At 39.9% G+C, this 23,731-nt stretch carries 18 protein-coding genes and 2 pseudogenes; 18 read left to right on the top strand and 2 right to left on the bottom strand.

What is annotated here, in order from left to right; genetic code table 11:
* Nucleotides 1-63: 63 nt before the first annotated feature.
* From leuS to HT708_RS03390, 4 genes are read left to right on the top strand one after another with little or no spacing between them, the layout of a single operon-like run.
* The gene (leuS, locus tag HT708_RS03405) at nt 64-2,565 is read left to right on the top strand and encodes a leucine--tRNA ligase (RefSeq protein WP_172925988.1); all 2,502 of its coding nucleotides are present in this window, start codon (nt 64-66) and stop codon (nt 2,563-2,565) included.
* Nucleotides 2,566-2,606: 41 nt separating this feature from the next.
* Nucleotides 2,607-3,449 carry a hypothetical protein gene (locus HT708_RS03400; RefSeq protein ID WP_001081167.1) on the top strand — a complete coding sequence of 281 codons (843 nt, stop codon included), beginning with the start codon at nt 2,607-2,609 and terminating at the stop codon, nt 3,447-3,449.
* A gap of 55 nt (nt 3,450-3,504) precedes the next feature.
* Nucleotides 3,505-4,200 carry a GNAT family protein gene (locus tag HT708_RS03395; RefSeq protein WP_001144903.1) on the top strand — a complete coding sequence of 232 codons (696 nt, stop codon included), beginning with the start codon at nt 3,505-3,507 and terminating at the stop codon, nt 4,198-4,200.
* Nucleotides 4,201-4,211: 11 nt separating this feature from the next.
* The gene (locus HT708_RS03390) at nt 4,212-4,628 is read left to right on the top strand and encodes a GNAT family N-acetyltransferase (protein ID WP_000628388.1); all 417 of its coding nucleotides are present in this window, start codon (nt 4,212-4,214) and stop codon (nt 4,626-4,628) included.
* Between the two features lie 823 nt (nt 4,629-5,451).
* On the opposite strand, the gene HT708_RS03385 is transcribed toward HT708_RS03390, so the two are convergent.
* Nucleotides 5,452-5,544, bottom strand: coding sequence for a type I toxin-antitoxin system Fst family toxin (locus HT708_RS03385; protein WP_000970294.1), 93 nt, complete (start codon nt 5,542-5,544; stop codon nt 5,452-5,454).
* Nucleotides 5,545-5,659: 115 nt separating this feature from the next.
* Here HT708_RS03385 and HT708_RS03380 point away from each other — a divergent pair.
* Nucleotides 5,660-6,101, top strand: a pseudogene (locus HT708_RS03380) (IS630 family transposase); the annotation flags it as partial.
* Nucleotides 6,102-6,330: 229 nt separating this feature from the next.
* Nucleotides 6,331-6,983 (top strand): annotated as a pseudogene (locus tag HT708_RS12305) (DUF4352 domain-containing protein).
* Between the two features lie 595 nt (nt 6,984-7,578).
* Here HT708_RS12305 and HT708_RS03370 read toward each other — a convergent pair.
* A complete protein-coding gene (locus HT708_RS03370) occupies nt 7,579-7,671 on the bottom strand; it encodes a type I toxin-antitoxin system Fst family toxin (protein ID WP_000970381.1) in 93 nt (30 codons plus the stop codon).
* 131 nt (nt 7,672-7,802) lie between these two features.
* Between HT708_RS03370 and ruvB the strand changes: the two genes are divergently transcribed.
* From ruvB to HT708_RS03310, 12 genes are all read left to right on the top strand, one after another.
* Nucleotides 7,803-8,801 (top strand): Holliday junction branch migration DNA helicase RuvB, encoded by a 999-nt coding sequence (gene ruvB / locus HT708_RS03365; protein ID WP_119919894.1) that lies wholly within the window; start codon nt 7,803-7,805, stop codon nt 8,799-8,801.
* Nucleotides 8,782-9,354 carry a nucleotidyltransferase family protein gene (locus HT708_RS03360; protein ID WP_119919895.1) on the top strand — a complete coding sequence of 191 codons (573 nt, stop codon included), beginning with the start codon at nt 8,782-8,784 and terminating at the stop codon, nt 9,352-9,354. The genes ruvB and HT708_RS03360 overlap by 20 nt, the downstream gene beginning before the upstream one ends.
* 336 nt (nt 9,355-9,690) lie before the next feature.
* On the top strand, nt 9,691-10,449 hold the full coding sequence (locus tag HT708_RS03355; RefSeq protein WP_050222813.1) for an isoprenyl transferase: 759 nt from the start codon (nt 9,691-9,693) through the stop codon (nt 10,447-10,449).
* 8 nt (nt 10,450-10,457) lie between these two features.
* On the top strand, nt 10,458-11,261 hold the full coding sequence (locus HT708_RS03350; RefSeq protein ID WP_000189868.1) for a phosphatidate cytidylyltransferase: 804 nt from the start codon (nt 10,458-10,460) through the stop codon (nt 11,259-11,261).
* 21 nt (nt 11,262-11,282) lie between these two features.
* Entirely contained in the window at nt 11,283-12,542 is a 1,260-nt protein-coding gene (gene rseP / locus HT708_RS03345) for an RIP metalloprotease RseP (RefSeq protein ID WP_119919896.1), read from the top strand.
* Nucleotides 12,543-12,554: 12 nt separating this feature from the next.
* Nucleotides 12,555-14,408, top strand: coding sequence for a proline--tRNA ligase (locus HT708_RS03340; RefSeq protein ID WP_172925987.1), 1,854 nt, complete (start codon nt 12,555-12,557; stop codon nt 14,406-14,408).
* A gap of 98 nt (nt 14,409-14,506) precedes the next feature.
* Nucleotides 14,507-15,886: a 6-phospho-beta-glucosidase gene (gene bglA, locus HT708_RS03335; RefSeq protein ID WP_172925986.1), complete on the top strand. Its 1,380-nt coding sequence runs from the start codon at nt 14,507-14,509 to the stop codon at nt 15,884-15,886.
* A 191-nt stretch (nt 15,887-16,077) separates the two neighbouring features.
* Entirely contained in the window at nt 16,078-17,886 is a 1,809-nt protein-coding gene (glmS, locus tag HT708_RS03330) for a glutamine--fructose-6-phosphate transaminase (isomerizing) (protein WP_172925985.1), read from the top strand.
* Between the two features lie 444 nt (nt 17,887-18,330).
* Nucleotides 18,331-20,100, top strand: coding sequence for a PTS mannitol-specific transporter subunit IIBC (locus tag HT708_RS03325; RefSeq protein ID WP_172925984.1), 1,770 nt, complete (start codon nt 18,331-18,333; stop codon nt 20,098-20,100).
* A 23-nt stretch (nt 20,101-20,123) separates the two neighbouring features.
* On the top strand, nt 20,124-22,079 hold the full coding sequence (locus tag HT708_RS03320; protein WP_172925983.1) for a transcription antiterminator: 1,956 nt from the start codon (nt 20,124-20,126) through the stop codon (nt 22,077-22,079).
* A 1-nt stretch (nt 22,080) separates the two neighbouring features.
* Nucleotides 22,081-22,518, top strand: a complete 438-nt coding sequence (locus HT708_RS03315; protein ID WP_000764149.1) for a PTS sugar transporter subunit IIA — start codon at nt 22,081-22,083, stop codon at nt 22,516-22,518.
* Nucleotides 22,519-22,579: 61 nt separating this feature from the next.
* Nucleotides 22,580-23,716, top strand: coding sequence for a mannitol-1-phosphate 5-dehydrogenase (locus HT708_RS03310; RefSeq protein WP_138700356.1), 1,137 nt, complete (start codon nt 22,580-22,582; stop codon nt 23,714-23,716).
* The last annotated feature ends 15 nt before the right edge of the window (nt 23,717-23,731 follow it).

Here is a 23,731-nt window from a genome sequence, read left to right as displayed (position 1 = left end):
AGAACGAGACCAAATTCCCTCAAAAATGGTATAATAGTAACATCACAAAATTGGAGAGAGACCATGAGTTTTTACAATCATAAAGAAATTGAGCCTAAGTGGCAGGGCTACTGGGCAGAACATCATACATTTAAGACAGGAACAGATGCATCAAAACCTAAGTTTTATGCTCTTGATATGTTCCCTTATCCGTCTGGAGCTGGTCTGCACGTAGGACACCCAGAAGGTTATACTGCAACCGATATCCTCAGTCGTTACAAACGTGCGCAAGGCTACAATGTTCTTCACCCAATGGGTTGGGATGCTTTTGGTTTGCCTGCAGAGCAATACGCTATGGATACTGGTAATGACCCAGCAGAATTTACGGCGGAGAACATTGCCAACTTCAAACGCCAAATCAATGCGCTTGGATTTTCTTATGACTGGGATCGTGAAGTCAACACAACAGATCCAAACTACTACAAGTGGACGCAATGGATTTTCACCAAGCTTTACGAAAAAGGCTTGGCCTATGAAGCGGAAGTGCCAGTAAACTGGGTTGAGGAATTGGGAACAGCCATCGCCAACGAAGAGGTCCTTCCTGATGGAACGTCTGAGCGTGGAGGCTATCCAGTTGTCCGCAAGCCAATGCGCCAATGGATGCTCAAAATCACGGCTTACGCAGAGCGCTTGCTCAATGACTTAGATGAACTAGATTGGCCAGAGTCTATCAAGGACATGCAACGCAACTGGATCGGGAAATCAACTGGTGCTAATGTAACCTTCAAGGTTAAGGGAACTGATAAGGAATTCACAGTCTTTACCACTCGTCCTGATACTCTTTTCGGTGCGACTTTCACTGTTTTGGCTCCTGAGCATGAATTAGTAGACGCTATCGTAAGTTCAGAGCAAGCAGAAGCAGTTGCAGACTACAAACACCAAGCTAGCCTCAAATCTGACTTGGCTCGTACAGACCTTGCCAAGGAAAAAACTGGGGTCTGGACAGGTGCTTATGCCATCAACCCTGTCAATGGCAAGGAAATTCCAATCTGGATTGCGGACTATGTTCTTGCTAGTTATGGAACAGGTGCGGTTATGGCTGTGCCTGCCCACGACCAACGTGACTGGGAATTTGCCAAACAATTTGACCTTCCAATCGTCGAAGTACTTGAAGGTGGAAACGTTGAAGAAGCTGCCTACACAGAAGATGGCCTTCATGTTAATTCAGACTTCCTAGATGGATTGAACAAAGAAGACGCAATTGCCAAGATTGTGGCTTGGTTGGAAGAAAAAGACTGTGGACAAGAGAAGGTTACCTACCGTCTCCGCGACTGGCTCTTTAGCCGTCAACGTTACTGGGGTGAGCCAATTCCAATCATTCATTGGGAAGATGGAACTTCAACAGCTGTCCCTGAAAGTGAATTGCGACTTGTCTTGCCTGTAACCAAGGACATCCGTCCTTCAGGTACTGGTGAAAGTCCACTAGCTAACTTGACAGATTGGCTTGAAGTGACTCGTGAGGATGGCGTCAAAGGTCGTCGTGAAACCAATACTATGCCACAGTGGGCAGGTTCAAGCTGGTACTACCTCCGCTATATTGACCCACACAATACTGAGAAATTGGCCGATGAGGATCTTCTCAAACAATGGTTGCCAGTAGATATCTACGTGGGTGGTGCAGAGCATGCCGTTCTTCATTTGCTTTACGCTCGTTTCTGGCACAAATTCCTCTATGACCTTGGTGTTGTTCCAACAAAAGAGCCATTCCAAAAACTCTTTAACCAAGGGATGATTTTGGGAACAAGCTACCGTGACCACCGTGGGGCTCTTGTGGCAACCGATAAGGTTGAAAAACGTGACGGTTCTTTCTTCCATGTGGAAACAGGAGAAGAGTTGGAGCAAGCACCAGCCAAGATGTCTAAATCCCTCAAGAACGTTGTTAACCCAGACGATGTGGTGGAACAATACGGTGCCGATACCCTTCGTGTCTATGAAATGTTCATGGGACCACTTGATGCTTCGATTGCTTGGTCAGAAGAAGGTCTGGAAGGAGGCCGTAAGTTCCTTGACCGTGTTTACCGTTTGATTACAAGCAAGGAAATCCTTGCGGAAAACAATGGCGCTCTTGATAAGGTCTACAATGAAACAGTCAAATCTGTTACTGAGCAAATCGAGTCTATGAAGTTCAACACAGCTATTGCCCAACTTATGGTCTTTGTCAATGCGGCTAACAAGGAAGACAAGCTCTATGTTGACTATGCCAAAGGATTTATCCAATTGATTGCCCCATTTGCACCTCACTTGGCAGAAGAACTTTGGCAAACAGTTGCAGCAACAGGTGAGTCAATCTCTTACGTAGCTTGGCCAACATGGGACGAAAGCAAACTAGTTGAAGACGAAGTCGAAATTGTTATCCAAATCAAAGGAAAAGTCCGTGCTAAAGTCATGGTTGCTAAAGACCTATCACGCGAAGAATTGCAAGAAATTGCTCTAGCGGATGAAAAAGTCAAAGCAGAAATTGACGGTAAGGACATCGTGAAAGTGATTAGTGTACCGAATAAATTGGTTAACATTGTTGTGAAATAAAAAGAAGTAACTCTAGAGTATGAACTTTAGAATAGGTCAGAATGAATAGATTAGTGAACGATAGCAGGAAGTGTGAAATTTTATTATTTAAGATTTCTATTATTGTAGTGTCAGTTATAGTATTAGTAATGTCAATAGTGGGTGCATATTATTTTAAAAATTGTCTTTGGGACAAGGAAAGTTTAAATTTGACACTCACTTTAGACACTCTCTTTGCAGTTTTTATTACTTTCTTTAGTTTTTCAAATGATAAATCAAGCAATATTTTTGGAATATCTCCAAATGAAATTATAAGGACACAGTCTGAAGTGTATCAATTTTTATTTACAAAATCTTTTGCAACTCTATTAATAGTGACAAATTTGTTATCCATTATTCATTATTTTGGAGCCAAAAATTTAATAGTTTCTTTTAATGAAACTTATCCTCGTATTCAATCCAGTGTTGGTATCATGTGGCTACCACTGTTTGGTATTCTGATAATCTATTTTATTTGGCTCTTAATAGAGGGATTAAAATATATCAGAAAAATAAATTATATTATTCAAAATAGGGAAATAATCTATTTTTATTCGCAGGTAAAAGTTGTAGATAAACTTACTGATTCTGAATCGAAAAAATACGGTGAATATATTGATTTGTACGAATCGTGTCGTCAGAACAATTTAAGTGTTCTACTTAACTTTCTTCAAAATTCGGATGATAAACGAGGAGTTATTGCTAGTAACTCAGTGAGAATTATGTTTGAATCTTTGGATAAAGCAGACCAAATTGCGGCCCTGAATATTTGTAGAAACTATGTAGCACGAGAAAATGTTTTAAATAAAGAAGATGCAGAAAAATTGTTAAATGAAATTGATAAAAAACTTGAAATTAGCAGATAGGACAATTCAAATAGAGTTGAGTAAAAAGTTTGAAAAGTGAAACAAGGAGAAAGCTATGCCAGTAAATGAATATGGTCAGATGATTGGTGAGTCAATGGAAGGTTATACACCCGGTGCACTGCCTTCTATTGATTTCTTAGAAGGGCGTTATGCTAGGATAGAGGCTCTCTCGGTAGAAAAACATGCGGAGGATTTGCTAGCTGTTTATGGCCCGGATACTCCTCGGGAGATGTGGACCTATCTTTTTCAGGAGCCAGTAGCAGATATGGGGGAGCTGGTTAGCCTTTTAAATCAGATGTTGGCTCGTAAGGACCGTTTTTACTATGCAATCATAGACAAGGCGACTGGTAAGGCTTTGGGAACTTTTTCTCTCATGCGCATTGACCAGAATAACCGAGTAATAGAAGTCGGAGCAGTCACTTTTTCTCCAGAGCTAAGGGGTACACGGATAGGAACTGAGGCTCAGTATCTCCTAGCTCGCTATATTTTTGAGGAGCTAAACTATCGTCGCTATGAGTGGAAATGCGATGCTCTTAACCTGCCATCCAGACGAGTTGCGGAGCGTTTGGGATTTGTCTATGAAGGAACCTTCCGCCAGGCGGTGGTTTATAAGGGACGGACGAGGGATACGGATTGGTTGTCTATGATTGATAAGGACTGGCCTCAAGTCAAAGATCGTTTGGAAACATGGCTGCGTCCTGAAAATTTTGATAAAAATGGACAGCAGTACAAGAGCTTGAGAGAACTTTAAGAGGTGTTGAGATGATTACTATTAAAAAGCAAGAAATTGTCAAGCTAGAGGATGTTTTGCATCTCTATCAGGCTGTCGGTTGGACAAATTATACCCATCAACCAGAGATGCTGGAGCAGGCCTTATCGCATTCATTAGTAATTTATCTGGCACTTGATGGTGATGCTGTGGTGGGCTTGATTCGTTTGGTTGGAGATGGATTCTCATCAGTTTTTGTACAGGATTTGATTGTTTTACCAATCTATCAGCGTCAAGGGATTGGTAGTGCCCTAATGAAAGAGGCCTTAAAAGATTACAAAGATGCTTATCAAGTCCAGCTGGTGACAGAAGAGACAGAAAAAAACGTGGGATTTTATCGTTCTATGGGCTTTGAAATCTTATCCACCTATAATTGTATAGGGATGACTTGGGCGAATCGAGAAAAATAACAAAACTTGTTTTTTCTTAAGCAAAGTTTAAGGATGGTCTAGTACTATATAGTCATTAAATAAAGACCTCCTAACTTTATTTAATGAAATCCTAAAACTTTTTTTCATCATAATCTCCTAATGAAGTCACCTAATCAGGTGGCTTTTTGTGAGGTGATAGTGATAGTGATTTTCTGCAAAATGGTAGAATCTGAGAAAAGTTAAGCTAGTTTTAAGCTTCGTCTTGTATCATATAGTTATTAAATAAAGACCTCCTAACTTTATTTAATAAAATCCTAAACTTTTCTTTTTCATAATAATCTCCCTTAACTCCACCCGATCAGGTGGAGTTTTTTGGCTCTATTTCAGGCTTTTGGGGACTATTCTAAAAATCATTTTTCGATATTTTTCGGTATTTTTCGGATTTTGGTCGGGGAATTGGCGGGGGCTTTTTTAGCGAATATGATTAAGAAATAGGTCTGTTGTACCTTCAGCTACTTCAACCTCACTTTGAATGTAAGTGACTGTTAATTGAAGGACTAGAACTACTGTAATAATGATTTTGCTTGTCCAGTAGTGGCGTATTAAATGAGGAGTGACATATAAGATTGTCTCTTCGTTTACTAAATCAAAATTTCTATGAAATTGATAGAATCCCTAATTTTCTCTTAAACTTGAAAGTCTTGTTGTAAAGTGGTTAAAGCTTGAGAAGCTGAGGATGTAAAGTTTTGACAAATTTTGTGAACTGTGAGATAATGGAGAGGAATTAAGGATTAGTTCTATATCATGGACTAGAAAAGACCCCAAGCTAACTTCCACATTAAGCTTGGGGTCTTTTTTGACACTATCTATCTTTGTTTAGCCATTTATCGACTAAGCGAAGGATGACACCGACCACAATCGGTCCGATGATAGTTTTAAGGATTAGTTCCATCATGGGCTATCTCACCTCCTTTCGCAGGCGGTGTAGCAGTGCCGTAGAATATTATACCATAAAGTAATCTACTCTCTCATATTATACTAAAGTCAAAAAACATCTTATAATAGTAGTTATGAAACTCACAAACGAAGAAACACAAAAAATTGAAAAACTCCTAAGAGATTCATCGTACGCCGAATACCACAAACGTCTATAGATTATATTTTATTCAAAAGAGTTATAAGGAAATCATGGATCTGCTAGATTGCAATAAAACAACTGTTTGGAGGAATTTGAAAAATATAAGGAGTTTGTATGCTCTTCTTCAAGAGACTCGTGGTGGACGTCATAGAGAATATAGGACTTACGAAGAAGAACAAGCATTTCTAAAACGTCATATAGAAACTGCTCAAGCTGGGGAATTTGTAACTGTCAATCAGTTATTTGCATCCTATCAAAAAGAGATTAGTCGCACTTCTACACGTGATGGTTGCTATTATCTCCTGAAATGCCATGGTTGGCGAACGGTCACTCCTCGACCTGAACATCCCAAGAAGGCAGACGCTCAGACAATTGAGTATGAACAAGAATCACCTCATTTGTCTTAGAGTGCTATATTTTAGAAAAATTGAAATGGCAAAGTTCTTTTGAGATAATTTTGTTAGTTGAAATTGTTTAGCTAGGCTCAGTGATTGAAACTTTTTAAATCGCATTTATTTAAAAAAATTAAAATTACCCTCAAAAATGCTTTTTTTTTTTAGGAAATATAATATAATAGTTGAAAAAGATTAAAGGAGATTTCTTATGGCTAAGAAAATCAAAGATGAAAATGGGAATGTATATGTGAAAAAAACACCTTTTTATAAAAAATGGTGGTTCATATTGATTGTTATTATTGTTGTATTTGGTGTAGTTAAAGGTGGAAGTGGAAGTAACTCCACTAAGCAGGAAGTTGCATCTAGTTCAAGTACGCAAACAGCAGCATCAGAAGAAACTGCTCAAACAAAGGCAACAGAAAAAAATAAAAATAAGGAAGAGGAGACAAAAGCTAAGGCAGAGAATAAAATCGGAGAAGTTGTTAAAGTTGGAGATGTTGAATATATCGTGAATTCAAAATCTCTGTCTCAAAATGTTGGAGGAGAATTTGGCAAAACGCAAATGGTATTTATTTAATTCTGAATGTGACGGTAAAAAATAATGGTAAAAAATCTATAACTGTTACGGATGATTTCTTTAAGCTTTTAAAAGATGATACAGAGTACTCAACTGATAGTACAGCTGGTATCTATGCAAATCAGGAAGCAAAATTCTTTTTGTCAGAATTAAACCCTGAAAATAGTATCACAGGAAATGTGGTATTTGATGTGAATACGGAGACTGCAGATGCTTCAGGCTTACAGTTACAAGTACAAACAGGTGTTTTTGGAACTCAAAGAGGAAAAATTAGTCTAGATTAGTCTGAATTAAAAATGCAAAATGTCTATTTTTTAGTAGATGTTATGCATTTTTTCTTATTCTTTACATTTGTTTTTATGTTATGGTTTTAAAAAATTAGTAATCTAGGAATTATGTTGAAGTGGAGAAAATGGTGCAAATTGGATTTTGAAGCCTTATCCACCTATAATTGTATAGGGATGACTTGGATCAACAGAGAAAAATAATAAAACTTGTTTTTGCTTAAGCAAAATTTAAGGATAGTCTAGTATTATATAGTCATTAAATAAAGACCTCCTAACTTTATTTAATAAAATCCTAAACTTTTCTTTTTCATCATAATCTCCCTTAACTCCACCGGAACTGGTGGAGTTTTTTTGCTCTATTTCAGGCTTTTCGGAAGTTTTCTAAATATCATTTTTCAATAGCTTTCTCTAAATCTTATAAACTTTATTGGACAGATTCTAAAGTTGGAGAAGCTGAATGGATGAGGATATAAACCTTTGACAAAATTCGTGAACTATGGGATAATAAAAAGGAATTGAGTACTAGTTCTATATCATAGGCTAGAAAAGACCCCAAGCTCACGACCAAATAAGCTTGAGGTCTTTTTTGACACTATTTGTCCTTGTTTAGCCATTTATCGACTATACGAAGAACGACACCGACCACAATTGGTCCGATGATAGTTTTGAGTACTAATTCCATCATGGGCTATCTCACCTCCTTTCGTAGGCGGTGTAGAAGTGCCGAACAATATTATACCACATAAGTGCTAGACTCGGGAGTCACAATCCAGTGGCTTTTTTGTTTGTGGCTTGGTTTTTTGATATAATAGAGCCATGAGTAGAATTTTAGATAATGAGATAATGGGGGATGAGGAGTTAGTAGAACGCACGCTCCGTCCTCAGTACTTACGTGAATATATTGGGCAGGACAAGGTCAAGGATCAGCTCCAAATCTTTATCGAGGCTGCCAAAATGCGGGATGAAGCGCTGGATCATGTGCTCTTATTTGGCCCTCCAGGCTTGGGAAAAACGACCATGGCTTTTGTTATTGCCAACGAACTAGGTGTCAATCTCAAGCAAACGTCTGGGCCTGTCATTGAAAAAGCCGGTGATCTGGTAGCGATTTTGAATGACTTAGAGCCTGGGGATGTCCTTTTTATTGATGAGATTCATCGCTTGCCCATGTCGGTGGAAGAGGTGCTTTATAGTGCCATGGAGGACTTCTACATTGATATCATGATTGGTGCTGGTGAAGGCAGTCGCAGTGTTCATTTGGAGTTACCACCTTTTACCTTGATTGGTGCGACGACTCGGGCTGGTATGCTCTCAAATCCGCTACGGGCACGTTTTGGGATTACGGGGCATATGGAGTATTATGCCCATGCTGACTTGACGGAAATTGTTGAGCGGACGGCAGATATTTTTGAGATGGAAATCACCCATGAGGCAGCATCTGAGTTGGCCCTACGTAGTCGTGGGACCCCTCGTATTGCCAATCGTCTCCTCAAGCGCGTGCGCGATTTTGCCCAGATAATGGGGAATGGGGTGATCGATGATCTTATTACCGATAAGGCTTTGACTATGCTGGATGTTGACCATGAAGGTCTGGACTATGTGGACCAGAAAATCCTTCGTACCATGATTGAGATGTACGGAGGTGGTCCTGTTGGTCTAGGAACTCTTTCTGTTAACATAGCAGAAGAACGTGAGACGGTGGAAGACATGTATGAGCCTTACTTGATTCAAAAAGGTTTTATCATGCGGACACGGTCTGGACGGGTGGCGACTGCTAAGGCTTATGAGCATTTTGGGTATGAATATATTGAAAAATAAGGCTGAAATTTTAGACTCTTTCAGAGAAAATCCGGATATGATGGCTATTTTGACTATCATCCGAAACCTTGGTCTGAAAGACTCGTGGTTGGCAGCAGGTTCTGTCAGAAATTTTATCTGGAATCTCTTGTCAGACAAATCCCCTTTTGACTGTGAAACAGATGTAGATGTAATTTTCTTTGATCCAGATATTTCTTATGAGGAAACCTTGTCCCTAGAGAAAAAGCTGAGAGAGGATTTTCCTCAGTACCAGTGGGAATTGAAAAATCAGGTCTATATGCATCAGCACAGTCCTCACACTGCTCCCTATACCAGTTCTCGTGATGCTATGAGTAAGTATCCAGAACGATGTACGGCTGTTGGACTACGCTTGAATGAAGATTCTACTTTAGAACTCTTTACTCCTTACGGACTCGAGGATATTTTGAATTTTCAAGTTCGTTCAACTCCTCATTTCTTAGAAAATGAAGACCGAATGGAGCTTTATCAAACACGTTTATCTAAGAAAAATTGTCAGGAGAAATGGAAAAATTTGATTTTTAAAACTTCTTAAGGAAACTTTAAGCTAGGGAGTGTATACTAAGTTCATAAGTTAAGAAGACCTTAACTTAAACTCCTAAAACTTTTTCATAATAATCTCCCTATAAAAAATAAAGTCGCCCAATCAGGCGGCTTATTTTTTTGAAAAATGGGCTTGGTGCCTGAGAATAATACTCAATGAAAATCAAAGTGTAAACTAGGAAGCTAACCGCAGGTTGCTCAAAACANNTTGCAGATAGAGCTGACGTGGTTTGAAGAGATTTTCGAAGAGTATAAATAGCTTAGTGATAGAAGAAAATAGGGAAATATGGTATAATGAAACGATAGATTTTTGAATAGGAATAAGATCATGTTTGGATTGTTTAAGAAAGATAAGGCTGTGGAAGTAGAGGTTCCGACACAGGTTCCTGCTCATATCGGCATCATCATGGATGGCAATGGCCGTTGGGCTAAAAAACGTATGCAACCGCGAGTTTTTGGACATAAGGCGGGCATGGAAGCATTGCAAACTGTGACCAAGGCAGCTAACAAACTAGGCGTTAAGGTTATTACGGTCTATGCTTTTTCTACAGAAAACTGGACCCGTCCAGATCAGGAAGTCAAGTTTATCATGAACTTGCCAGTAGAGTTTTATGATAATTATGTCCCGGAACTGCATGCGAATAATGTTAAGATTCAAATGATCGGAGAAACGGACCGCCTGCCTAAGCAAACCTTTGAAGCTCTGACCAAGGCTGAGGAATTGACTAAGAACAACACAGGTTTGATTCTTAATTTTGCTCTTAACTATGGTGGACGTGCTGAGATTACACAGGCTCTTAAGTTGATTTCTCAGGATGTTTTAGATGCCAAAATCAACCCAGGTGACATCACAGAGGAGTTGATTGGTAATTATCTTTTTACCCAGCATTTACCTAAGGAGTTACGAGACCCAGACTTGATTATCCGTACCAGTGGAGAATTGCGTTTGAGTAATTTCCTACCATGGCAGGGGGCCTATAGTGAACTCTATTTTACAGATACCTTGTGGCCTGATTTTGACGAGGCGGCCTTGCAGGAAGCCATTCTTGCCTACAATCGTCGTCATCGCCGATTTGGAGGAGTTTAGGAGGAAATATGACACAGGATTTACAGAAAAGAACCTTGTTTGCAGGGATTGCACTGGCTATTTTCCTACCGATTTTGATGATTGGGGGACTCTTGCTTCAGATAGCAATCGGAATCATAGCCATGCTAGCCATGCATGAACTTTTGAGGATGAGAGGTCTAGAGACCATGACGATGGAGGGCCTCTTGACCCTCTTTGCAACCTTTGCCTTGACCATTCCCTTGGAGAATTACCTGACTTTTTTGCCAGTTGATGGGAATGTGGTTGCCTATAGTGTTTTGATTTCAATCATGTTAGGAACGACTGTGTTTAGCAAGTCTTATACGATTGAGGATGCGGTTTTCCCTCTTGCTATGAGCTTCTACGTGGGCTTTGGATTTAATGCTTTACTAGATGCTCGTGTTGCAGGTTTAGATAAGGCGCTTTTGGCCTTGTGTATCGTCTGGGCGACAGACAGTGGTGCCTATCTTGTTGGGATGAACTATGGGAAACGAAAGTTAGCACCAAGGGTATCGCCTAATAAAACCCTTGAGGGTGCCTTGGGTGGTATTTTAGGAGCGATTTTAGTAACCATTATCTTTATGATAGTTGACAGTACAGTTGCTCTTCCATATGGAATTTACAAGATGTCAGTCTTTGCTATTTTCTTTAGTATTGCTGGACAATTTGGTGATTTACTAGAAAGTTCGATCAAACGTCATTTTGGTGTTAAGGATTCTGGGAAATTTATCCCTGGACATGGTGGTGTTTTGGATCGTTTCGATAGTATGTTGCTTGTATTTCCAATCATGCACTTATTTGGACTCTTTTAATCAAAAGACGGAGGAAACGCTATGCTCGGAATTTTAACCTTTATTCTGGTTTTCGGGATTATTGTAGTGGTGCACGAGTTCGGGCACTTCTACTTTGCCAAGAAATCAGGGATTTTAGTACGTGAATTTGCCATCGGTATGGGACCTAAAATTTTTGCTCACATTGGCAAGGATGGAACGGCCTATACCATTCGAATCTTGCCTCTGGGTGGCTATGTCCGCATGGCCGGTTGGGGTGATGATACAACTGAAATCAAGACAGGAACGCCTGTTAGTTTGACACTTGCTGATGATGGTAAGGTTAAACGCATCAATCTCTCAGGTAAAAAATTGGATCAAACAGCCCTCCCTATGCAGGTGACCCAGTTTGATTTTGAAGACAAGCTCTTTATCAAAGGATTGGTTCTGGAAGAAGAAAAAACATTTGCAGTGGATCACGATGCAACGGTTGTGGAAGCAGATGGTACTGAGGTTCGGATTGCACCTTTAGATGTTCAATATCAAAATGCGACTATCTGGGGCAAACTGATTACCAACTTTGCAGGCCCTATGAATAACTTTATCTTGGGTGTCGTTGTTTTTTGGATTTTAATCTTTATGCAGGGTGGCGTCAGAGATGTTGATACCAACCAGTTCCATGTCATGCCCCAAGGGGCCTTGGCTAAGGTGGGAGTGCCAGAAACGGCACAAATTACCAAGATTGGCTCACATGAGATTAACAACTGGGAAAGCTTGATTCAGGCTGTGGAAACAGAAACCAAAGATAAGACGGCCCCGACTTTGGATGTGACTATTTCTGAAAAGGGGAGTGACAAACAAGTCACTGTTACACCCGAAGAAAGTCAAGGCCGTTACCTTCTAGGTGTTCAACCGGGAATTAAGTCGGACTTTCTATCCATGTTTGTAGGTGGTTTTACAACTGCTGCTGACTCGGCCCTACGAATTTTATCAGCACTGAAAAATCTGATTTTCCAACCGGATTTGAACAAGTTGGGTGGACCTGTTGCCATCTTTAAGGCAAGTAGTGATGCTGCTAAAAATGGAATTGAGAATGTCTTGTACTTCTTGGCAATGATTTCCATCAATATCGGGATTTTTAATCTTATTCCGATTCCAGCTCTGGATGGTGGTAAGATTGTGCTCAATATCCTAGAAGCTATCCGCCGCAAACCATTGAAACAAGAAATTGAAACCTATGTCACCTTGGCCGGAGTGGTCATCATGGTTGTCTTGATGATTGCTGTGACCTGGAATGACATTATGCGACTCTTTTTTAGATAATCGAGGAATATTATGAAACAAAGTAAAATGCCTATCCCAACGCTTCGCGAAATGCCAAGCGATGCTCAAGTTATCAGCCATGCTCTTATGTTGCGTGCTGGATATGTTCGCCAAGTATCTGCAGGTGTTTATTCTTACCTACCACTTGCTAATCGTGTGATTGAAAAAGCTAAAAATATCATGCGCCAAGAATTCGACAAGATTGGTGCCGTTGAGATGTTGGCTCCTGCCCTTCTCAGTGCAGAATTGTGGCGCGAATCAGGTCGTTACGAAACTTACGGTGAAGACCTTTACAAACTAAAAAACCGTGAAAAATCAGACTTTATCCTAGGTCCAACACACGAAGAAACCTTTACAGCTATTGTCCGTGATTCTGTTAAGTCTTACAAGCAATTGCCACTCAACCTTTACCAAATCCAGCCTAAGTATCGTGATGAAAAACGCCCACGTAATGGACTTCTCCGTACACGTGAGTTTATCATGAAGGATGCTTACAGCTTTCACGCTAACTATGATAGCTTGGACAGTGTTTACGATGAGTACAAGGCTGCTTATGAGCGTATTTTCACTCGTAGTGGCTTAGACTTTAAGGCTATCATTGGTGACGGTGGAGCCATGGGTGGTAAGGACAGCCAAGAATTTATGGCCATTACACCTGCTCGTACAGACCTTGACCGCTGGGTTGTCTTGGACAAGTCAGTTGCCTCATTTGACGAAATTCCTGATCAAGTGCAAGAAGAAATCAAGGCAGAATTGCTCAAATGGATGGTCTCTGGTGAAGATACCATTGCTTACTCAAGTGAGTCTAGCTATGCAGCTAACTTAGAAATGGCAACAAACGAGTACAAACCAAGCAACCGTGTTGTCGCTGAAGAAGAAGTGACTCGTGTTGCAACGCCAGATGTTAAGTCAATCGATGAAGTTGCAGCCTTTCTCAATGTTCCAGAAGAACAAACGATTAAAACCCTCTTCTACATGGCAGATGGTGAGCTTGTTGCAGCCCTTCTAGTTGGAAATGACCAACTCAACGAAGTCAAGTTGAAAAACTACTTGGGAGCAGATTTCTTTGACGTTGCTAGCGAAGAAGAAGTGGCGAATCTTGTTCAAGCAGGATTCGGTTCACTTGGACCAGTTGGTTTGCCAGAGAATGTTAAAATCATCGCAGACAGGAAGGTGCAAGATGTCCATAATGCAGTTGTGGGTGCTAACGAAGATGGCTACCACTTGACTGGTGTGAATCCAGGCCGTGATTTTACTGCAGAATATGTGGATATCCGTGAAGTTCGTGAGGGTGAAATTTCACCAGACGGGCAAGGAGTCCTTAACTTTGCGCGTGGTATCGAAATTGGTCACATCTTTAAACTTGGCACTCGCTATTCAGCAAGCATGGGAGCAGATGTTTTGGATGAAAATGGTCGTGCTGTGCCAATCATCATGGGATGTTACGGTATCGGTGTCAGCCGTCTCCTTTCAGCAGTGATGGAGCAACACGCTCGCCTCTTTGTTAACAAAACACCAAAAGGTGAATACCGTTACGCTTGGGGAATCAACTTCCCTAAAGAATTGGCGCCATTTGATGTTCACTTGATCACTGTCAATGTCAAGGACGAAGAAGCGCAAGCCTTGACAGAAAAACTTGAAGCAAGCTTGATGGGAGCAGGTTACGAAGTCTTGACAGACGACCGTAATGAACGTGTCGGAGTCAAATTCAGCGATAGTGACTTGATTGGGCTGCCAATTCGTATCACTGTTGGGAAGAAAGCGGCTGATGGCATCGTAGAAGTTAAGATTAAAGCGACTGGTGACACTATCGAAGTTCATGCAGATAATGTGCTCGAAACGCTTGAAATCTTAAGCAAGAAATAAAAACTATAATCAGAAGAAAAACAAGGAAAAAATGTAACTAGTTTTTACCTTGTTTTTTCTGTATAATGGGAAAAATGAGTAGATAAAGAGGTAAATGTATGCTAAGATTTCCAAAGGATTTTGTCTGGGGATCCTCTACTTCTGGACCACAAACAGAAGGACGTGTAGCTGGTGACGGTAAGGGAGATAATCTCTGGGATTATTGGTACCAAGTGGAGCCAAACCGTTACTATAATGGGATTGGTCCAGATAAGACATCGACCTTTTATGAAAATTGGGAAAAGGATATTGAGCTACTGTTAGAAACTGGTCACACGGCCTTTCGGACTTCTATTCAGTGGTCACGGATTTTTCCACAAGGGCGTGGGGAAGTCAATCCTCAAGGTGTGGATTTTTATCGTAAGGTCTTTGAGGCTATTAAGGCCAAAGGGATTCGTCTTTTAGTCAATCTTTATCATTTTGATTTGCCTTTTGCCCTTCAAGAGGATGGTGATGGTTGGGAAAATAAGGGGACTGTCTCAGCTTATGAAGACTATGCTCGTTTTTGTTTTGAGACTTATGGAGATTTAGTGGATCAATGGATTACCTTTAACGAGCCAATCGTTCCTGTGGAATTTGGCTATTTTTACGATGCCCATTATCCACATAAGGTGGATGCAGAAGCGGCGGTTAAAGTAGCCTACCACACACAATTGGCTAGCAGTCGGGCGGTTAAGGCTTGTCATGAACTCTTGCCTGATTCCAAGATTGGGATTGTCCTCAACTTGACACCGGCTTATCCACGTAGCCAGCATCCTGCTGATGTCAAGGCTGCTAGTATTGCGGACCTTTTTCAGGCCCAATCTTTCTTAGATCCGTCTGTTTTGGGGACTTATCCACAGGAGTTGGTAGAAATCTTACATGAATACGGTCTCTTGCCTGATGCTACAGAGGAGGAGTTGAATCTCATTCGTGACAATACGGTGGACTTCCTTGGTGTCAACTACTATCAACCTTTGCGTGTTATGGCGCCTCGATTTGCGAAGCATCCAGAGAGTCCACTCTTACCAGAACATTTTTATGAGCCTTATGTGATGCCTGGACGTAAAATCAATCCTCACCGTGGCTGGGAGATTTATGAGCAAGGGATTTATGACATTGCCCAAAATATCAAGGAAAATTATGGTAATATCGAGTGGCTGTTGACAGAGAATGGTATGGGTGTTGAAGGAGAGGAAAAATTCCGTCAAGATGGGATGATTCAAGATGATTATCGTATTGAATTTGTAAAAGGTCATCTTCGGGAACTTCACCGTGCCATTGAAGACGGAGCCAATTGTAAGGGCTACTTGATTTGGACCTCTATCGATTGCTGGTCATGGCTCAATAGTTATAAAAATCGCTATGGTTTGGTCGAATTAGACTTGAAAACGCAAGAACGTCGTCTGAAAAAATCAGGGCACTGGTTCAAGGAACTAAGCGACAATAATGGATTTTAAGAAAGACTCTGACTGATTGTCCTAATTGGTCAGAATTTTTTGCTTACAAGAGCTTAATTTGAACTATACCAATTTTTACTCTTGACAAGTGAAAGAAACAAGTATATACTGTTTTTGCTGATTCTATAAAAGAGGAATTAGACTATACCAATTTTAAGGAGAAAGCACAGCTTGCCTGTGTCGTATATACTATGTGTGGAATTGTTGGTGTTGTTGGAAACACAAATGCAACTGATATTTTGATTCAAGGGCTTGAAAAGCTCGAATACCGTGGCTATGATTCTGCGGGAATTTTTGTCCTAGGTGGTGCTGAAAATCACCTAGTAAAAGCTGTAGGCCGTATTGCAGAATTGTCCGCTAAGACAGCTGGTGTTGAGGGAACAACTGGTATTGGACATACTCGTTGGGCAACTCATGGGAAACCAACTGAGGACAATGCTCACCCACATCGCTCTGAGACTGAACGTTTTGTTTTGGTTCACAACGGGGTGATTGAGAACTACCTTGAAATCAAGGAAGAATACCTTGCAGGTCACCACTTTAAGGGGCAAACAGATACGGAAATCGCTGTTCACTTGATTGGAAAATTTGCGGAAGAAGAAGGTCTTTCTGTTCTTGAAGCCTTCAAAAAAGCTCTTCATATTATCCGTGGTTCATATGCCTTTGCCTTGATTGACTCACAAGATCCTGAAGTCATCTACGTGGCTAAAAATAAATCACCACTTTTGATTGGTCTTGGAGAGGGATATAACATGGTCTGCTCAGATGCTATGGCTATGATTCGTGAGACCAACCAATACATGGAAATTCATGACCAAGAATTGGTAATCGTTAAGGCTGATAGTGTGGAAGTTCAAGACTATGATGGAAATAGTCGTGAGCGTGCTAGTTACACTGCTGAGCTTGATTTGTCAGATATCGGTAAGGGAACTTACCCTTACTACATGCTTAAGGAAATTGATGAGCAACCAACTGTTATGCGTAAACTCATTCAAGCCTACACAGATGAAGCTGGTCAAGTAGTGGTAGATCCAGCTATCATTAAGGCTGTTCAAGATGCAGACCGCATTTACATCCTTGCAGCTGGAACATCGTACCACGCAGGATTTGCTTCTAAGAAGATGCTGGAAGAATTGACAGATACACCAGTTGAACTTGGAATCTCATCTGAGTGGGGCTACGGTATGCCACTTCTCAGCAAGACACCACTCTTCATCTTTATCAGCCAGTCTGGTGAAACAGCGGATAGCCGTCAGGTTTTGGTCAAGGCTAATGAAATGGGAATCCCAAGCTTGACAGTGACAAATGTCCCAGGTTCAACCCTTTCACGTGAAGCTAACCATACCATGCTCCTTCACGCAGGTCCTGAAATTGCCGTAGCCTCAACCAAGGCCTATACAGCGCAAATTGCAGCCCTTGCCTTCCTTGCAAAAGCAGTCGGAGAAGCAAATGGAAATGCCAAAGCGCAAGCCTTTGATTTAGTTCATGAGTTGTCAATCGTAGCTCAGTCTATCGAATCAACTCTTTCAGAGAAAGAAACCATTGAAGTCAAGGTTCGTGAGCTACTTGAAACAACTCGTAACGCCTTTTACATCGGACGTGGTCAAGATTACTACGTAGCCATGGAAGCAAGTCTCAAACTTAAAGAGATTTCTTACATCCAGTGTGAAGGCTTTGCGGCAGGAGAACTTAAGCACGGAACTATTGCCTTGATTGAAGAAGGAACACCTGTTTTGACTCTCTTGTCAGATCCAGTCCTTGCCAACCACACTCGTGGAAATATCCAAGAGGTGGCAGCCCGTGGTGCAAAAGTCCTCACTATCGCAGAAGAAAATGTTGCTAAAGAGACAGACGATATCGTCCTTACGACTGTACACCCTTACCTCTCACCAATTTCAATGGTCGTACCAACACAATTGGTCGCTTACTTTGCAACCCTCCACCGTGGTCTTGATGTGGACAAACCACGTAACCTTGCTAAATCAGTAACGGTAGAATAGAATCTATGAATATACGGGCGTAAAGCCATAGGTTTATCCTATAAGGTTTTACAGCCTATTTTTTATGTTACAAATGATGATAAGGGTTTACTTTTCAATAATTATAGCAGATTGAATTTAGAACAGTACACAGGAATACTAAAATATTTCTAGAAATTAATTTGAATTTTCCAATTGATTTGTTCGTATCTTATTTCAAACTACTATAAAAAGAGGAAGCTGGGCAAAAACTCAATTTGAAGAGAAAATTCAGTAAATCTTTCCATGATAAAACGCATCATATTAAGGTTTTGTACACCTGATATGATGCGTTTTATCATTTTTAAGCCTTTTTGCCCAGCCTCGTCAAAAGTAAAGTTTTGGCACAAAATCTGTGACAAAACTTTAGTTTTAAAGGTTTTTAACTTTGTATATACTAGTTTTAAGAAAAGGAGGATGATCCTAATGGAAGAAAAAGTATCATTGAAAGTCAGAGTTCAAAAACTAGGGACATCGCTTTCAAATATGGTTATGCCCAATATTGGAGCATTTATTGCTTGGGGAGTGTTGACTGCCCTCTTTATCGCTGATGGCTATCTGCCAAATGAACAGTTAGCTACTGTTGTTGGTCCTATGTTAACGTATTTATTGCCAATCCTGATTGGTTACACAGGTGGATATATGATCCATGGTCAACGTGGTGCCGTTGTAGGAGCTATTGCTACTGTTGGTGCAATCACAGGTTCTAGTGTTCCTATGTTTATCGGAGCTACGGTAATGGGCTCACTGGGAGGATGGACTATCAAGAAATTTGATGAAAAGTTCCAGGAAAAAATTCGTCCCGGATTTGAAATGTTAGTTAATAATTTCTCAGCTGGTCTCGTTGGTTTTGCATTATTGCTTTTGGCTTTCTACGCAATCGGTCCAGTCGTATCGACTCTTACTGGAGCTGTTGGGAATGGTGTTGAGGCTATTGTTAATGCTCGCCTCCTTCCTATAGCTAATATTATCATCGAACCGGCTAAAGTCCTTTTCCTCAATAATGCCCTCAATCATGGCATTTTTACTCCTCTGGGAGTAGAACAGGTAGCTCAAGCTGGTAAGTCAATTCTCTTCCTATTGGAAGCTAATCCTGGACCAGGCCTGGGAATTCTATTAGCTTATGCTGTATTCGGTAAAGGTTCTGCTAAATCTTCTTCTTGGGGGGCAATGCTTATTCATTTCTTCGGAGGGATTCATGAAATTTACTTTCCTTATGTTATGATGAAGCCTACTCTATTTTTAGCTGCTATGGCAGGAGGTATCTCTGGAACTTTTACTTTTCAACTCTTAGACGCTGGTCTTAAATCTCCAGCTTCACCAGGTTCTATTATTGCGATTATGGCTACGGCGCCAAAAGGCGTTTGGCCCCATCTAAATGTTCTTCTAGGTGTTTTAGTGGCAGCAGTTGTTTCTTTCCTTGTAGCAGCCCTTATTCTTCATGCAGACAAGTCAACTGAGGATTCGCTCGAAGCTGCTCAGGCGGCTACCCAAGCAGCTAAGGCTCAGTCTAAAGGTCAGTTAGTATCAACTTCTGTTGATGCAGTTGTTTCGACAGACTCAGTGGAAAAAATCATTTTCGCCTGCGATGCTGGTATGGGAAGCTCTGCTATGGGAGCTAGTATTCTTCGAGATAAGGTTAAAAAAGCAGGTCTAGAGATTCCAGTATCTAATCAGGCAATCTCAAATTTGCTTGATACACCAAAAACATTAATTGTTACTCAGGAAGAACTGACACCAAGAGCTAAAGACAAGAGTCCAAGTGCTATTCATGTTTCTGTTGATAATTTCTTAGCGTCCCCTCGTTATGATGAAATTGTAGCTTCATTAACAGGAGCTTCTCCAATAGCAGAAATTGAAGGAGATATATCAACTTCAGCATCAGTAGATAGTCAGGAAATTGACCTTAACCATATTGATGCTGTAGTAGTTGCTTATGGTAAAGCACAGGGATCTGCAACTATGGGCTGTGAAACGATTCGGGCTATCTTTAGAAACAAAAATATTCGTATTCCAGTTTCTACTGCCAAAATTTCAGAATTAGGTGAATTTAATTCTAAAAACATAATGATTGTAACAACTATTTCTTTACAGGCAGAAGTGCAGCAAACAGCACCGAATTCTCAATTTCTTATTGTGGATAGTTTAGTAACAACACCAGAATATGACAAAATGGCTGTTAGAATGTACAAATAGAACTAGAGGTTTCTAAATTACGAATGCTATTAACCAAACGAGAAGAACAATTATTGAAGGCTTTCCTACATGTAGGGAAGCTTTCAATGCAAGACATGACTGAAATCTTACAGGTTTCATCTAGAACAATTTATCGAACTTTATCAGATTTGACAGATAGCATGGAGCAATATGGAATCGAAATAACGAAGCATGGGAAATACTATATTTTGACTGGAGAGTTGGATGATTTGCCGACAGAACTTGAAGTGTTAGTTGAGTATAGTCCCCAAGAAAGACAAGAGTTGATTACCTATCGCCTTCTGACTGAGAGTGGTTTTGTCACCAATGAAGCATTGCAAGAATGCATGAAAGTCAGTAATGTAACTATTATTCAGGATATTTCAGATATTGATAAGCGTCTTTTAGACTTTGATCTGAAAATTGAACGACAAAAAGGTTATCGTATTTCTGGTGATTCAGTTGGTAAGAGAAGATTTTTGGCTATTTTACTGACAAACTGTATCTCAGTAGCAGATTTTTCAACCGGTAATTTTGGGAGCTTTGATATTTTAGAAGCAGATAGAACTAGGCTGGCCAGTCAGATTGTTAATAAGCAACTGTCAGGTTTTCCAGATATGGATGCTAGGATGAAGATGTTTTTTGCGATCTTGTTATCTCTTATAGGTCAGGAGCAAAACATTGAAAATTCACCTAATACTAGTAAGCAGGCTTTGGAAATTTCTCAAAAAATTTTTCAAGCTTACTCTAAGCAGACTGCACAATTTTATAGTATTCAGGAAATTATCTATTTTGCGAGCATCTTGGATGAATTAATCATTAAACGTCAGGACAATCCGCTCTTTACGGAGAAATTTGATGGTGAATTTTTCTACAATATTTCAAATCTGATTGATACGGTTTCCATGTATACCAAGATTGACTTTTTTAAGGACAAGGTTTTATTCAATTTTCTTTTCCATCATATTCGGCTCAGTTTAGGCGTCCCTATCCTTTTTCAGGGTGAAAATTTGCCAGAATCTGTCCAGATTTTAGTTGAAAGGAATAAATTTCTTTATACAGTCATCAGTCTTTTAGTGAATGATATTTTTCCGAAATATTTTCATACAGAGTATGAGTATGGCATGATTGCCCTACATTTTATCTCTAGCTTAGGCCGTAGTCCAGAGATTTATCCAGTCCGTGTTTTGCTTTTAACGGATGAACGTCGGGTCACTAGAGATTTATTAGTCAGTAAAATTAAGAGTGTTGCTCCTTTTGTAGAGTTGATAGATATTCAGTCTCTAGTAGATTACCATAGTATTGATCTCAGTCAGTATGATTATATTTTATCTACCAAGCCGCTGACTAATCAGGAAATCGATGTAATTTCTAGTTTTCCAACCGTCAAAGAATTGCTTGAATTACAGGAACGACTTCAGTATGTACAGGCACATCGTACAATTGTCGCGCGTGATGCTATCGCTCCAGAGAAAAGTTATGACTTGCAAGATTATTTAATATCTAGTAGTCAGCTTTTGAGTCAATTCGAGTTGGTTCAATTGGAGAATAATCAATCATTTGAGCACACGGTAGAACAAATCATCCAATATCAGAAGAATGTGAGTGACAGAGATTACCTAACAAGAAAATTGTTATCTCACTTCCAGAATAGTCCTATGGCTATTCCTAATACTGGTCTGGTGCTTTTACATAGTCAGTCTAGCAAAGTAACAACAAATAGTTTTACTATGTTTGAACTCAAACTACCTATCTCCGCATTGTCAATGAAACGAGAGGAAGAAGAGGTCAAAAGGTGTCTGCTAATGCTAATGTCTAAAGAAGCTAGCGAGGAAGCGAGAGATTTAATGACAGCTATCAGTCAGTCGATTATTGAAAATCATCTTTATACAGAGATTTACAAGACGGGAAATCAATCCATTATTTATCAGATGCTAAATACTATTTTTAACGAAAAAATTAAGAAATTGGAGAACTAATATGAAACTTGAAAAACATTTGATTAAGCTTAATAAACAATTTTCTAACAAGGAGGAAGCTATTTGTTATTGTGGGCAAGTTCTTTATGAGGGTGGATATGTTAATGAAGACTATATTGAAGCCATGATTGAGCGAGATAAAGAGCTATCTGTTTACATGGGTAACTTTATCGCCATACCGCATGGAACAGATGCAGCAAAAAATGATGTCCTCAAGTCTGGTATTACAGTCGTTCAAGTCCCTAGAGGGGTTGATTTTGGGAATGTATCTAACCCTCAAGTGGCAACGGTTCTTTTTGGTATTGCTGGTATTGGTAATGAACACTTAGAAATTATTCAGAAAATTTCTATCTTCTGTGCAGATGTAGATAATGTTCTTAAACTAGCAGATGCTCAGTCAAAAGAGGAAGTGTTGCGCTTATTTGATGCTGTTGAATAATTGAATTTCGTCATTTGTCATCTAGTATATATGTCCCTCAAATAGGAAAAGGAGAAATTGAATGAAACATTCTGTTCATTTTGGTGCCGGTAATATCGGTCGTGGTTTTATAGGTGAAATTCTATTTAAAAATGGTTTCCATATTGATTTTGTGGATGTCAATAATCAGATAATTCATGCTCTAAATGAAAAGGGCAAGTATGAAATTGAAATTGCACAGAAAGGACAGTCTCGTATAGAAGTAACTAATGTGGCTGGCATTAATAGCAAAGAAGACCCTGAGCAAGTCATTGAAGCGATTCAAAAGACGGATATTATTACTACTGCAATCGGACCTAATATACTCCCTTTTATCGCTGAACTTCTAGCCAAAGGAATCGAAGCTCGCCGAGTTGCAGGAAATACACAGGCATTGGATGTTATGGCCTGTGAAAATATGATTGGCGGGTCTCAATTTCTTTATCAAGAAGTCAAGAAATATTTAAGTCCGGAAGGTTTGACATTTGCTGATAACTACATAGGTTTTCCAAATGCTGCAGTAGACAGGATTGTTCCAGCACAAAGTCACGAGGATTCCCTTTTTGTTGTGGTCGAGCCCTTTAATGAATGGGTCGTGGAAACCAAGCGTCTTAAAAATCCAGATTTACGTCTAAAAGATGTGCATTATGAAGAAGATTTAGAACCCTTTATTGAGCGAAAACTTTTTTCAGTCAATTCTGGACATGCAACTTCAGCTTACATTGGTGCGCATTATGGTGCCAAGACAATTTTGGAAGCTCTTCAAAATCCTAATATCAAATCTCGGATTGAATCTGTATTAACTGAAATTCGGAGTCTCTTGATTGCCAAATGGAACTTTGATAAAAAAGAATTGGAGAATTATCACAAAGTCATTATAGAACGGTTTGAAAATCCTTTCATAGTGGACGAGGTTAGTCGCGTAGCTCGTACTCCAATCCGAAAATTAGGCTATAATGAACGATTCATCCGGCCGATACGTGAATTGAAAGAACTTGGTTTGTCATATGAAAACCTACTTAAAACAGTTGGCTATGCCTTTGACTATCGCGATGTAAATGATGAAGAAAGTATTCGATTAGGTGAATTGTTGGCTAAACAATCAGTCAAAGATGTTGTTATACAAGTTACAGGTTTAGACGACCCAGAATTGATTGAGCAAATTGTAGAGTATATTTAATATTTTTCGAAAATC

It is taken from the genome of Streptococcus sp. 3613, assembly GCF_013277375.1.
GTDB lineage: Bacteria > Bacillota > Bacilli > Lactobacillales > Streptococcaceae > Streptococcus > Streptococcus pseudopneumoniae.
The sequence above is the reverse complement of the archived record's forward strand: the minus strand, read 5'-3'. Positions and strand labels throughout refer to the sequence as shown.

Bases quoted from the DNA above. Each gene is read 5' to 3' on its own strand.
- HT708_RS03400 (WP_001081167.1), top strand. From the start codon at position 2,607: ATGAATAGATTAGTGAACGATAGCAGGAAGTGTGAAATTTTATTATTT.
- HT708_RS03320 (WP_172925983.1), top strand. From the start codon at position 20,124: ATGCTATTAACCAAACGAGAAGAACAATTATTGAAGGCTTTCCTACAT.
- HT708_RS03325 (WP_172925984.1), top strand. From the start codon at position 18,331: ATGGAAGAAAAAGTATCATTGAAAGTCAGAGTTCAAAAACTAGGGACA.
- HT708_RS03350 (WP_000189868.1), top strand. From the start codon at position 10,458: ATGACACAGGATTTACAGAAAAGAACCTTGTTTGCAGGGATTGCACTG.
- bglA (WP_172925986.1), top strand. From the start codon at position 14,507: ATGCTAAGATTTCCAAAGGATTTTGTCTGGGGATCCTCTACTTCTGGA.
- HT708_RS03310 (WP_138700356.1), top strand. From the start codon at position 22,580: ATGAAACATTCTGTTCATTTTGGTGCCGGTAATATCGGTCGTGGTTTT.
- HT708_RS03315 (WP_000764149.1), top strand. From the start codon at position 22,081: ATGAAACTTGAAAAACATTTGATTAAGCTTAATAAACAATTTTCTAAC.
- HT708_RS03390 (WP_000628388.1), top strand. From the start codon at position 4,212: ATGATTACTATTAAAAAGCAAGAAATTGTCAAGCTAGAGGATGTTTTG.
- leuS (WP_172925988.1), top strand. From the start codon at position 64: ATGAGTTTTTACAATCATAAAGAAATTGAGCCTAAGTGGCAGGGCTAC.
- HT708_RS03360 (WP_119919895.1), top strand. From the start codon at position 8,782: ATGAATATATTGAAAAATAAGGCTGAAATTTTAGACTCTTTCAGAGAA.
- HT708_RS03340 (WP_172925987.1), top strand. From the start codon at position 12,555: ATGAAACAAAGTAAAATGCCTATCCCAACGCTTCGCGAAATGCCAAGC.
- rseP (WP_119919896.1), top strand. From the start codon at position 11,283: ATGCTCGGAATTTTAACCTTTATTCTGGTTTTCGGGATTATTGTAGTG.
- glmS (WP_172925985.1), top strand. From the start codon at position 16,078: ATGTGTGGAATTGTTGGTGTTGTTGGAAACACAAATGCAACTGATATT.
- ruvB (WP_119919894.1), top strand. From the start codon at position 7,803: ATGAGTAGAATTTTAGATAATGAGATAATGGGGGATGAGGAGTTAGTA.
- HT708_RS03395 (WP_001144903.1), top strand. From the start codon at position 3,505: ATGCCAGTAAATGAATATGGTCAGATGATTGGTGAGTCAATGGAAGGT.
- HT708_RS03355 (WP_050222813.1), top strand. From the start codon at position 9,691: ATGTTTGGATTGTTTAAGAAAGATAAGGCTGTGGAAGTAGAGGTTCCG.
- HT708_RS03370 (WP_000970381.1), bottom strand. From the start codon at position 7,671: ATGATGGAATTAGTACTCAAAACTATCATCGGACCAATTGTGGTCGGT.
- HT708_RS03385 (WP_000970294.1), bottom strand. From the start codon at position 5,544: ATGATGGAACTAATCCTTAAAACTATCATCGGACCGATTGTGGTCGGT.